Below are 12,135 nucleotides of genomic sequence, written 5' to 3'. Positions count from 1 at the left end.
TTATGATAAAATCAGAAATTAGGTGAAAAGAATTCGGGTGTAACCTGATTTTGAATATCGAGGAGGAAAAAACGGGAATGTTTGCGCGAGATATCGGAATTGACCTAGGTACGGCTAACGTATTAATTCATGTTAAAGGTAAGGGTATTGTATTAAATGAGCCATCTGTTGTGGCCATTGATCGTAATAGTGGTAAAGTATTAGCAGTCGGTGAAGAAGCGAGAAGTATGGTGGGACGTACGCCTGGTAATATTGTAGCAATTCGTCCACTTAAAGATGGTGTAATCGCAGATTTCGAAATTACAGAAGCAATGTTAAAGTATTTCATTAACAAATTGGACGTAAAGAGCTTCTTTTCAAAACCTCGTATTTTAATTTGTTGTCCAACAAATATTACATCAGTAGAACAAAAAGCAATTCGTGAAGCTGCTGAACGTTCAGGTGGTAAAACAGTATTTTTAGAAGAAGAACCAAAAGTAGCCGCAGTTGGTGCTGGTATGGAAATCTTCCAACCAAGCGGTAACATGGTTGTTGATATTGGTGGAGGTACAACAGATATCGCTGTACTATCTATGGGTGATATTGTTACCTCTTCCTCTATCAAAATGGCTGGCGATAAGTTTGATATGGAGATCTTAAACTATATTAAACGTAAGTATAAGCTATTAATCGGAGAACGTACTTCAGAAGATATTAAAATTAAAGTTGGTACAGTATTCCCAGGTGCACGTAGCGAAGAACTTGAAATTCGCGGACGTGACATGGTAACAGGCTTACCACGTACAATTACAGTATGCTCTGAAGAAATTACAGAAGCATTAAAAGAAAATGCAGCTGTTATTGTACAAGCTGCAAAAGGCGTATTAGAGCGCACACCACCAGAATTATCTGCAGATATCATCGACCGCGGTGTTATTCTAACAGGCGGTGGAGCTTTACTACACGGTATCGACATGCTTCTAGCAGAAGAGCTAAAAGTACCAGTATTAATTGCTGAAAACCCAATGCACTGCGTTGCGGTTGGTACAGGTATTATGTTAGAGAATATCGACAGATTACCAAAGCGTGCTTTGAGATAATTTGAAAGAACTAAGGCTAATGCCTTAGTTCTTTTTTTCGTTTTTATATTTTTTTATTTTGTTTTTTTGCGAAAATGGAAGGAAAATAGAGAAATATGAAGGAAACAGGTAAAATATTCATATATATGGTTAAATTTAATATTTCCTTAATTGAAAACGTTTATAATATAATGAGTCGAATACGACATTAAGGCAAATAATGTTTCAATACATATTGCCTTTCCCTAATTTGGGCATACACTCCTTTCCACCTCCGTGTCAGTTGCAAAAATGTGCAACTATTTTAATGGAATAGAGTGTGTGCATTTTTTTTTAGGAAGTTGTGCTAAATATAAAATGTTACTTTGTAATGACAAACAATAAACAAAATGGGATAATAGCAATATGTCCAAGTGGTAAGACCAATATTACAAAAGGGGCGATTGTTACATGCTAAATATAGAACAAATTAAAGAAATCATTCCTCACCGCTATCCATTTTTACTTGTTGATAAAATATTAGAAGTAGATGAAGGCAAAAGAGCGGTTGGGATTAAAAATGTATCCGCAAACGAAGAATTCTTTAACGGACACTTCCCTGACTATGCAGTTATGCCTGGTGTACTTATTGTAGAAGCATTAGCACAAGTCGGAGCAGTTGCAGTATTAAAGAAAGAAGAAAACCGCGGAAGACTTGCTTTCTTTGCAGGTATCGACAATTGCCGTTTCAAAAAACAAGTGCGCCCAGGTGATCAGCTTCGTCTAGAAGTAGAAATGACACGCGTACGCGGCCCGATTGGAAAAGGTAAAGCAATCGCAACAGTAGATGGTGAAGTTGCATGTGAGGCAGAAATTACATTTGCGATTGGTGATAAAGTGAAACTTTAATCAGAGGGGGAGTTTTCCATCCACCGCTGATTATTAGTTGAACCAATCGGGCATTTATGGGCAGTTAATCCTCACCTAACTTCTTTGATTTATCTGAATTTTTTGGTAAGGGTTTTACTACCCGTTGATGCGGGGTAAAAAAGAATAGATAGTACTAAAAAATCTCCTTGTAAAAAGACAAGGAGATTTTTTTAATTTCTGCTATATAACGATGAAACGATAATATACAAACTAATCAGAAAATACCTTGTAAATAGATGGTAATTACCATATACTTACTTTATTATTTATCTAGAAAACAGGATAAGTGATAAAGATAATAAAGAAATAAGGTCATTGTCATATTGTTAAGGTACTTAAATAAGACAAAGTAGAATGTTATTGATTATGATGAAATGTGGGGAAATCAGCAAGAATATTAATTAGACGTATGAAATCGAGCATAAGAGAGAGAAAAGGGAAATGTCGCATTTCACAAAAGGAGATTATGAATATGTTCGGGAGAAAGAAAAGAAAACCATTACGACAATTAATTACACATAAAGAGCCTAAATCGCGTATTACAGAACAATACCGTAACATTCGTACAAACATTGAGTTTACATCTGTAGATAATCATGTTCGTTCTATTATTGTTACTTCAGCCGATCCAGGTGATGGGAAAACAACAACAATCGCAAACTTAGCAGTTGTTTTCGGACAACAAGGAAAGAAAGTTTTATTAATTGGAGCTGACTTGCGTAAGCCGACGATACAAAACTTATTTGCCATTCATAGTTCAAATGGGTTAACGAACTTATTATCAGGACAAGCAAAACTTATGCAATGCATTCAAAAAACAGATATAGAGAACGTATACTTAATGGCAGCAGGTCCAATCCCGCCAAACCCAGCAGAACTATTAGGGAGCCGGGCGATGGACGAGGCGTTGCTAGAAGCATATAACATGTTTGATATTATATTAATTGACACACCACCTGTCCTTGCGGTTACAGATGCACAAATACTTGCGAATAAATGTGATGGAATCGTACTCGTTGTACGAAGTGAAAAGACGGAAAAAGATAAAATCGTAAAAGCGAAACAAATACTAGATAAGGCATCTGGAAAAATACTTGGAGTCGTTTTAAACGATAAAAGAGAAGAAAAAGAGCAGTATGGTTATTACTAAAATATAAAAAGCCAACAAAATTTTTGTTGGCTTTTTTGTTTTCTGAAAATTATTTATCAAGTTATACATTGTAAAAAGCATGATATGATAAAATTTTGGGGAAATGATTGGAATGTGTTGTCATATTTAAGATTATTTTGTAAGATTAAACTTGTTTCCTGTGAACAAATATAGAACTGAATTATTAAAAATAAAAAATGTAAGATTTATATGTTATAATTTTTCCTATGTGTAAATTTTAGAAAGTTGGAGGAACCTATGGAAGAAACAATTAATCTAAAAGAGTTATTTCATATCTTAAAAAAACGTTTAGCAATGATCCTCGTAATCGCATTTGGTGCAGCTATTGTAAGTGCTATCATTAGCTTTTTCTTCATGACACCAATCTATCAATCTTCGACGCAAATTCTTGTTAATCAGAAGAAGCAAGAAGGGGCAATGTTCCAAGCTGGTGAAATTCAAACGAATATTCAATTAACGAATACATATAAGGTTATTATTAAAAGTCCAGTAATCTTAGAACAAGTGAATGAAAAATTAAATCTAAATATGACAGCGCAAGAGTTAACAAAAAAAGTTAATGTTACGAATGAAAAGGAGTCACAAGTAATTGCTGTAACAGCTGAGGATAAAGACCCTAAAATAGCTCGTGATATTGCGAATGCAACTGCAGATGTATTTAAAGGTGAAGTTGCAAAAATTATGAACGTTGATAACGTCACTGTAATATCTAAAGCAGAAGTAGCTGAAAATCAATCTCCGATTAAACCAGCGCCTATGCTTAATGTAGCAATTGCTTTCATTGTTGGTTTAATGGCGTCAGTTGGTCTTGCATTCTTACTAGAATACTTAGATAACACGGTGAAAAAAGAAGAAGATGTAGAAAACTTACTTGGCTTACCAGTATTAGGGATTGTAGCTCGTATGGATGAAGAAACAATGAACGTGAAATCACACGCTCCATCATCAAGAAAAGTGAGGGGACAAACAATTGGCTCTTAATTTATTTAAAAAGAAAAAAAATCATCGTCAACGCCGTCAATTAATTGCTCATCAACAACCGAAATCACCAATTTCAGAACAATATCGTAATATTCGAACGAATATTGAATTTGCAGCTGTTGATACGAATTTACATTCATTAATGGTCACATCTGCAAACCCAAGTGAAGGAAAAACGACAACGACAGCGAATATGGCAGTTGTTTTTGCTCAACAAGGAAAAAAGGTATTATTAATCGATGCAGATATGCGTAAACCAGCAATGCATCAAATGTTCCAAGTAGATAACATTTTTGGACTCACGAACGTACTAACACAGAGTGAACGTTTAGAAAAATGTGTGCAAACAACATTAGTTGATAATCTACATTTTTTAGCTTGTGGTCCAATCCCACCAAACCCGGCCGAATTGTTAGGTTCGAGATCAATGAAAGAGCTTCTTGGACAAGCATACAGTATGTACGATCTAGTTATTTTTGATATGCCGCCAATTTTAGCTGTAACAGATGCGCAAATTATGGCAAATATATGTGATGCTTCTATTCTTGTTGTTCGTAGTGAATCAACAGAGAAAGAAACAGCAGTAAAAGCAAAAGGATTATTGGATTCTGCAAAAGGTAAATTGTTAGGTGTCGTTCTAAACGACCGTGAACGTGAAAACGGCTTATATTATTATTACGGTGCAAACTAGTTTTAAAGTGAGATATGGTAAAAACATATCTCCTTTTTTCCCTTGAATATGAGCGATATCTCATATTCAAGGGAAAAAAGATCTTTATGGGAGAGAGGGAGGATGAAACAAATGATAGATTTACATTGTCACATTTTACCTGGTATCGATGACGGTGCGCAGACAGTAACAGATAGTTTAGCAATGGCGCAAAAAGCTGTAGCAGAAGGAATACATACAATTGTCGCAACGCCGCACCATCAAAATGGTAAATATGTAAATGAACGTACCTCAATTATTCATCACGTAAAACAACTAAATGATGAACTACAACAACATAATATCCCACTTACTATTTTACCGGGACAAGAAGTCAGGTTATATGGTGATTTATTAGAAGACTATGAAGCTGGTAAAATTGTTACCTTAAACGAAACAAATAAATACATATTCATTGAATTTCCATCGAATCACGTACCTCGTTATGCTGAACAATTATTATACGAATTACGTGTAAAGGGAATGATTCCAATTATAGTTCATCCAGAACGTAATGCCGAGTTAATCGAGCGGCCAGATAAGTTATATAACCTTGTAAATAAAGGGGCATTAACGCAAGTAACGGCAGGTAGTTTATTGGGGAAATTTGGTAAAAAAATTAAAAAGTTTTCATTTCAACTTGTAGAACATAATTTAACACATATGGTCGCTTCAGATGCACATAATACAATGTCAAGAGGATTTCATTTAGCGGAAAGCTATGAACTAATTGAGAAAGAATTTGGAACGAGTGTTATGAGTGATTTAAAAGAGAATCCGTACTTATTAATTAGCGGTAAAGCAATTTATAAAGAAGATCCAGAACAAATTCGACGTAAAAAATTGTTCGGTATTTTTTAAATAAAGAATTGGTGATGTCTCCTAACCGTTATCAACGGGGGCACTCGGTCGTGCTGTGGGTAGAAATTTTTATTTCGAACCTACCTTAGACGCTTGTCGTCGGGAGTATGACGTGAGGATGGGTTAGATGCCCATAATTTATGTATGTTAGAAACTCTACTTATGGAGTTGTAAAGACGACCCTATAAGTAGGGTTTTTGTTATTGTTACATATGGATATAATAATATGTTTGGGGGTACTAGATTTGAAAAAAGTAAGAAAAGCAATTATTCCAGCTGCGGGACTGGGGACAAGATTTTTACCAGCGACGAAGGCCATGCCGAAAGAAATGTTACCGATCGTCGATAAACCGACAATTCAATACATAGTAGAAGAAGCGATAGAATCAGGAATTGAAGATATTATTATTGTTACTGGAAAAGGTAAACGTGCCATTGAAGATCATTTTGATCATTCCTTTGAATTAGAGCAAAGCTTACTAGAAAAAGGGAAGCATGAGATGTTAGAAAAAGTGCAAGCTTCTTCAAAAATTAATATTCATTACATAAGACAAAAAGAACCAAAAGGTTTAGGACACGCAGTATGGTGTGCGCGTAAGTTTATTGGAAATGAACCATTTGCAGTATTACTTGGTGATGATATTGTACAAGCTGAAACACCTTGTTTACGTCAATTAATGGATCAATATGAAGGTACACAATCATCCGTTATTGGTGTACAAACAGTACCAGAAAACGAAACACATCGTTACGGTATTATTGATCCAGTTGAACAAAAGAATCGTCGTTATCAAGTACGTCAATTTGTTGAAAAACCAGCACAAGGAACAGCACCATCTAATTTAGCGATTATGGGACGTTACGTATTAACTCCAGAAATCTTTATGTTCCTTGAAAACCAGCAAACAGGTGCGGGTGGAGAAATCCAATTGACAGATGCAATTCAACGATTAAATGAAGTTCAACGTGTATTTGCTTATGACTTTGAAGGTACACGTTACGATGTTGGGGAGAAGTTTGGATTTATTAAGACGACGATTGAAATAGCACTTCAAAATGAAGAATTAAAAGTTGATTTAATGGAATATATGAAAGAACTTGTAAAAAAAGAAAAGGTACATTCATAAGAGAATGTCCTTTTTTATTATGAGTAAGATAAGAATTATATAAAGAAGGGAACAGATATATTGAGTTATCGAAAACGGCTCTCATTATTAATTTTATTAGATTCATTTATCGTATTAACTGCCGTGTACTTAAGTTATTGGTTCATACATCCAAATGTATTAAGTAAAATTCCTGCGACAGTAATTATTAGTTCTATTACATTATTGTGTAGTCATCATATTTTTGCTGCTATTTATAAGCTTTATAACAAGGCATGGGAATATGCAAGCATTGGAGAATTAAAGCAAATATTTAAAGCAATTACACTTTCTATTATCGTAACAGCAATTGTTCAACAAATTATAAATCATGATATTTATGTTCGAATTTTGGCTATCGCATGGATGTTACATTTATTATTAATAGGTGGTTCTCGCTTTGTATGGCGTATGTTCCGTGATACGTATATTGCTAAAGCTACTGATAAAAAGCGAACATTGATTATTGGTGCTGGTTCAGCAGGAACAATGGTAGTCCGTCAATTACAGCATAATAAAGAAGCAGATTTATATCCAATTGCGTTTGTTGATGATGATAGAAATAAACAAAAATTGGAGATTTATAATGTGCCGGTTGTTGGCACAACAAATCACATTCAAGAAATTGTAGAAGATAATGACATAGAACATATTATTATCGCAATTCCTTCATTAAATAGAGGTCAAATAAACGAGATTTTTGAGAAGTGTAGAAAAACGAAGGCGAAAACACAAATTGTACCGATGCTTGAAGATCTTTTAGATGGAAAACTCTCTGTTAATGAATTCCGTGATGTACAAGTGGAAGATTTATTAGGTAGAGAACCAATAAAGCTAGATGATGCAGGAATTGGAGAGAAGATTACAGGTAAAACAATTTTAGTAACAGGTGCTGGTGGATCAATTGGATCAGAAATATGTCGTCAAGTGATGAAATATAAACCAGCTAAAATTGTTCTTTTAGGACATGGTGAAAACAGCATTTATAATATCGAAATGGAAATGAGAGTTACATATAAAGATACAGTTGAAATTACAACAGAAATTGCTGATGTACAAGATCGACATAAGATCTTTGAAATAATGAAAAAGCATCAGCCATATATCGTATATCATGCTGCGGCACATAAGCATGTTCCTTTAATGGAACGTAACCCTGAAGAAGCTGTGAAAAATAATATCTTCGGAACAAAAAATGTTGCTGAAGCGGCAGATACATTTAAAGTGAATACGTTTGTAATGGTTTCTACAGATAAAGCTGTAAATCCGACAAATGTAATGGGAGCTACAAAAAGATTTGCAGAAATGCTTGTGCAGCATATGGCATCGGTTAGTACTGGTACACGTTTTGTTGCGGTTAGATTTGGTAATGTTCTTGGAAGTAGGGGAAGTGTAATTCCTCTGTTTAAGAAACAAATTCAAAAGGGTGGACCGGTAACCGTTACTCACCCTGATATGATTCGTTACTTTATGACAATACCAGAAGCTTCAAGATTAGTTATTCAGGCGGGCACACTGGCTAGGGGCGGAGAATTGTTCGTGCTAGATATGGGGGCCCCAGTAAAGATTGTGGATTTAGCTAAAAATTTAATTACCCTTTCAGGTTTTTCTATTGAAGAAATCGGAATTGAATTTACGGGATTAAGACCAGGTGAAAAAATGTATGAAGAGTTATTAAATGAAGGTGAAATTCATCCAGAGCAAATTTTCCCTAAAATTCATATAGGAAAGGCTGTTTTAATTGATCAAGGGATTTTAAGGCAGTTTATGAATGACTTTGAAGGAATTAGTAAAGAAGAAATAAGAGAACGACTATTAGATATTGCAAATAATAAAGTGAATCTTAAAAATTAATTCAAGGGAAGGAAGTTTTAAAAATGGGAGACAGAATATTTCTTTCATCACCACATATGAGTGATGAAGGTTATGAAATGCATTATGTGAAGGAAGCTTTCGATACAAATTGGATTGCACCACTTGGGGAAAATGTAAATGGATTTGAAAGAGAATTAGCTATGAAAGTAGGATCTAACGCAGCGGCAGCACTATCTTCTGGAACAGCATCAATTCATATGGCATTAAAAGCAGCTGGAGTAGGAGAAGGTGATGTTGTTTTTTGTCAAACACTTACATTTTCAGCTACAGCAAATCCTATTATTTATCAAAATGCTACTCCTGTTTTCATAGATAGTGATTATGAAACTTGGAATATGTGTCCTAAAGCATTAGAAGAGGCTTTTACAAAGTATCCAAATGTAAAGGCAGTTATAGTAGTTCATCTTTATGGTCTTTCGGCAGATATGGATAAGATTATTGAGCTTTGTAAAAAATACGATGTTACTTTAATTGAAGATGCAGCTGAATCTTTGGGTACTTATTATAAAGGTAAACATACGGGTAGTTTTGGAGATTATGGTATCTTTTCTTTTAATGGTAATAAAATTATTACTACTTCTGGTGGTGGTATGCTCGTTTCTAATGATGAAGAAAGAGTTTCAAAAGTAAGATTTTGGGCTACTCAAAGCAGGGACCAAGCAAGACATTATCAACATAGTGAATTAGGTTTTAACTATCGTATGAGTAATGTAGTTGCTGGAATTGGAAGAGGGCAACTTAGAGTATTAGATCAAAGGGTTCAGAAGAAAAGAGACATATTCAATTTTTATAAGAGAGAATTAGAAAATCTTGAAGGAATTGAATTTATGCCTAGTAATGAGTGGAATGAACCAAACTATTGGTTAAGCTCTATGACGCTAAATGGTAAGATCCGTCCAATAGATGTGATGGAAGCACTTGAAAAAGAAAATATTGAATCTAGACCGGTTTGGAAGCCAATGCATATGCAGCCGTTCTTTGAGAAATATGATTTTGTTGGTACAGATGTATCAGAAAAACTTTTTGAGAATGGCATATGTTTACCAAGCGATACGAAGATGACAGAAGCAGATTTAGAAAAAGTGGTGAAAATTATTAAAGGGTTGTGGATAGCATAATGAGGAGTTCTAAAATTGGCATCTATGGTAGGTTTATAAAAAGGCCGATGGATTTTATACTGTCTTTAATTGCTATTATAATGCTTAGTCCAGTATTCCTTATAGTGGCTTTTCTTGTGAAAACAAGATTGGGTAGTCCGGTATTATTTAAACAAGAGAGACCAGGATTAAATGGAACTATTTTTAAAATGTATAAATTTAGAACAATGACAGATGAAAAAAATGAAAACGGTGAGTTACTACCTGATAGCGTAAGGCTTACTAAGTTCGGTAAATTTTTACGTTCGACATCACTTGATGAATTACCAGGGCTTTTTAACATTTTTAAAGGTGATATGTCAATTATAGGACCAAGGCCTTTATTAGTTCAATATTTACCTTTATATAATGAGCACCAAAAAAGACGTCATGAAGTTCGACCAGGATTATCAGGATTAGCCCAGGTTAATGGTCGGAATGCTATTAGTTGGGAAGAAAAGTTTAATTATGATGTAGAGTATGTTGAGAACGTAAGTTTCATTACAGATTGGAAAATAATTATTTTAACGATTAAAAAAGTTTTTATAAGAGAAGGAATTAATTCAGAAACAGCTGCTACAATGGAATATTTTGAAGGTAGTAAAGTGAGGGAAAATGATGAGAGAAATTAATATTTTAATTTTAAGTGCGGGAAGACGTGTAGAATTAGTGCAACATTTTCAAAAAGCAATAAAAGATTTAAATGTTAAAGGTAATGTTGTAGCAGGTGACTGTTCTAATACGGCACCAGCCTTATATTTTGCAGATAGAACTTGTAAATTACCACGAATTAGTGAACCAAATTATATTAAAGCGATTATAGATATCTGTAATCGAGAAAATATTTCGTTAATTGTTCCGACGATTGATACAGATTTATTGCTACTTGCAGAAAACAAGGAATTGATTGAGGAAAAAGCGCAAGCCAAGGTATTGATATCTGATTCTAATGTTATTAAAATTTGTCGGGATAAAATTAATACACAAAGATTCTTAGAAGAAGAAGGTTTTGGAATTCCAAAAATGTATACAGATGAGGAATTGATTAGTGGGGAGAATATACAGTTTCCCTTATTTATCAAACCTAAGTCTGGAAGTTCAAGTGTTAATACATTTAAAGTAAACAATTTAGCTGAATTAAAGACATATAAAAGCTTTATTAATGATCCTCTGATTCAAGATTTTATGGAAGGAGAAGAATTTACGGTTGATGTATTTTTAGATTTTCAAGGGAATGTAGTTACAGTAGTCCCAAGATTAAGGATGGCTACACGTAGTGGTGAAATTTCAAAAGGTAAAATCGTGAAAGATAGAGAGATTATTAATGATGTGACTAAATTAATGAAGACGCTCAAACCAATTGGACATATAACTGTCCAACTTATGAAGACAAAGAAGGGGATTGAGTACATTGAAATCAATCCAAGATTCGGTGGGGGAGCTCCAATGAGTATTCAAAGTGGTGCTGATTCATGCGGAAATCTTCTACGCTTATTAATGGGTGAGAAATTAAATTATAGTGAAGATTATCGGGAAAATCTTACATTTATTAGATTTGATAGTAGTATATGTTTAGATGAAAATATGGAGCTAGTAAAATGATTAAAGCAGTTATATTTGATTTAGATGATACCCTTATTTCCGAGAGAAGATATATCGAAAGCGGTTATAAACATATTTCAAAATTACTAAGTGAAAAGCTTCAAAAGGATGAACAAAAACTATATCAATTATTAATGGATTTATTCAATGAAAACACTAGAAACGTATTTAATAGAGTGTTTGATACATTTGGGATTAGTTATACCCAAAATGAGATGATGGAGCTAGTGGAAGAGTATCGTAATCATACACCAATAATACAGTTTTTTGAGGATGTATTACCGTGTTTAAAAAACTTAAGGTCAAAAGGAATAAATGTAGGGATTATTACAGATGGTTATGCTAATGGACAGCGACAAAAATTAAAAGCATTAAAAGCATTTAATTACTTTGATGAAATTATTGTTACTGATGAGTTAGGCAGACAATATTGGAAGCCACATAGTAAGGCATTTGAAATAATGAAAGAGAAATTGGATGCTAAATTTGATGAGATGCTTTACATCGGTGATAACCCAGAAAAAGATTTTTATATTAGTAATATTCATCCTATACAAACAGTAAGGATATATCGCAATGGAGTTTATGAAAACAGAGAATATTTAAGTAATATTAAAGAAAATCATTCGATATATAGTTTAGATGAGTTAGATGCGATAGTGAAACAATAGATATAATTATAAATCAA

General features: G+C 33.8%; 12 protein-coding genes. All 12 read left to right on the top strand.

The window, feature by feature from the left end:
• Positions 1-77: 77 nt before the first annotated feature.
• The gene (locus RT27_RS08930; protein ID WP_000457978.1) at positions 78-1,079 is read left to right on the top strand and encodes a rod shape-determining protein; all 1,002 of its coding nucleotides are present in this window, start codon (positions 78-80) and stop codon (positions 1,077-1,079) included.
• A gap of 429 nt (positions 1,080-1,508) precedes the next feature.
• Positions 1,509-1,946 (top strand): 3-hydroxyacyl-ACP dehydratase FabZ, encoded by a 438-nt coding sequence (fabZ, locus tag RT27_RS08925; protein WP_043935871.1) that lies wholly within the window; start codon positions 1,509-1,511, stop codon positions 1,944-1,946.
• A gap of 493 nt (positions 1,947-2,439) precedes the next feature.
• Positions 2,440-3,117: a CpsD/CapB family tyrosine-protein kinase gene (locus tag RT27_RS08920; protein WP_000467944.1), complete on the top strand. Its 678-nt coding sequence runs from the start codon at positions 2,440-2,442 to the stop codon at positions 3,115-3,117.
• A gap of 258 nt (positions 3,118-3,375) precedes the next feature.
• Positions 3,376-4,119 (top strand): Wzz/FepE/Etk N-terminal domain-containing protein, encoded by a 744-nt coding sequence (locus tag RT27_RS08915; protein WP_043935870.1) that lies wholly within the window; start codon positions 3,376-3,378, stop codon positions 4,117-4,119.
• Positions 4,109-4,810, top strand: a complete 702-nt coding sequence (locus RT27_RS08910; RefSeq protein WP_043935869.1) for a CpsD/CapB family tyrosine-protein kinase — start codon at positions 4,109-4,111, stop codon at positions 4,808-4,810. The genes RT27_RS08915 and RT27_RS08910 overlap by 11 nt, the downstream gene beginning before the upstream one ends.
• 111 nt (positions 4,811-4,921) lie before the next feature.
• Positions 4,922-5,689: a CpsB/CapC family capsule biosynthesis tyrosine phosphatase gene (locus RT27_RS08905; RefSeq protein WP_043935897.1), complete on the top strand. Its 768-nt coding sequence runs from the start codon at positions 4,922-4,924 to the stop codon at positions 5,687-5,689.
• 245 nt (positions 5,690-5,934) lie between these two features.
• A complete protein-coding gene (gene bpsC / locus RT27_RS08900; RefSeq protein WP_043935868.1) occupies positions 5,935-6,816 on the top strand; it encodes a UTP--glucose-1-phosphate uridylyltransferase BpsC in 882 nt (293 codons plus the stop codon).
• Between the two features lie 60 nt (positions 6,817-6,876).
• A complete protein-coding gene (locus tag RT27_RS08895) occupies positions 6,877-8,688 on the top strand; it encodes a nucleoside-diphosphate sugar epimerase/dehydratase (RefSeq protein WP_043935867.1) in 1,812 nt (603 codons plus the stop codon).
• 23 nt (positions 8,689-8,711) lie between these two features.
• The gene (locus tag RT27_RS08890) at positions 8,712-9,827 is read left to right on the top strand and encodes a DegT/DnrJ/EryC1/StrS family aminotransferase (RefSeq protein ID WP_043935866.1); all 1,116 of its coding nucleotides are present in this window, start codon (positions 8,712-8,714) and stop codon (positions 9,825-9,827) included.
• Complete coding sequence (locus RT27_RS08885; protein WP_043935865.1) at positions 9,827-10,477, top strand: sugar transferase; 651 nt, start codon at positions 9,827-9,829, stop codon at positions 10,475-10,477. The genes RT27_RS08890 and RT27_RS08885 overlap by 1 nt, the downstream gene beginning before the upstream one ends.
• Complete coding sequence (locus tag RT27_RS08880; protein WP_043935864.1) at positions 10,464-11,447, top strand: ATP-grasp domain-containing protein; 984 nt, start codon at positions 10,464-10,466, stop codon at positions 11,445-11,447. The genes RT27_RS08885 and RT27_RS08880 overlap by 14 nt, the downstream gene beginning before the upstream one ends.
• Positions 11,444-12,118, top strand: coding sequence for an HAD-IA family hydrolase (locus tag RT27_RS08875; RefSeq protein WP_052497678.1), 675 nt, complete (start codon positions 11,444-11,446; stop codon positions 12,116-12,118). Before RT27_RS08880 ends, RT27_RS08875 begins: the two co-directional genes overlap by 4 nt.
• Positions 12,119-12,135 lie beyond the last annotated feature (17 nt).

This window comes from Bacillus sp. L_1B0_5 (genome assembly GCF_000836715.1).
Lineage (GTDB): Bacteria > Bacillota > Bacilli > Bacillales > Bacillaceae_G > Bacillus_A > Bacillus_A thuringiensis_S.
The sequence above is the reverse complement of the archived record's forward strand: the minus strand, read 5'-3'. Positions and strand labels throughout refer to the sequence as shown.

Bases quoted from the DNA above. Each gene is read 5' to 3' on its own strand.
- RT27_RS08930 (WP_000457978.1), top strand. From the start codon at position 78: ATGTTTGCGCGAGATATCGGAATTGACCTAGGTACGGCTAACGTATTA.
- RT27_RS08885 (WP_043935865.1), top strand. From the start codon at position 9,827: ATGAGGAGTTCTAAAATTGGCATCTATGGTAGGTTTATAAAAAGGCCG.
- RT27_RS08915 (WP_043935870.1), top strand. From the start codon at position 3,376: ATGGAAGAAACAATTAATCTAAAAGAGTTATTTCATATCTTAAAAAAA.
- fabZ (WP_043935871.1), top strand. From the start codon at position 1,509: ATGCTAAATATAGAACAAATTAAAGAAATCATTCCTCACCGCTATCCA.
- RT27_RS08875 (WP_052497678.1), top strand. From the start codon at position 11,444: ATGATTAAAGCAGTTATATTTGATTTAGATGATACCCTTATTTCCGAG.
- RT27_RS08880 (WP_043935864.1), top strand. From the start codon at position 10,464: ATGAGAGAAATTAATATTTTAATTTTAAGTGCGGGAAGACGTGTAGAA.
- RT27_RS08905 (WP_043935897.1), top strand. From the start codon at position 4,922: ATGATAGATTTACATTGTCACATTTTACCTGGTATCGATGACGGTGCG.
- RT27_RS08920 (WP_000467944.1), top strand. From the start codon at position 2,440: ATGTTCGGGAGAAAGAAAAGAAAACCATTACGACAATTAATTACACAT.
- RT27_RS08890 (WP_043935866.1), top strand. From the start codon at position 8,712: ATGGGAGACAGAATATTTCTTTCATCACCACATATGAGTGATGAAGGT.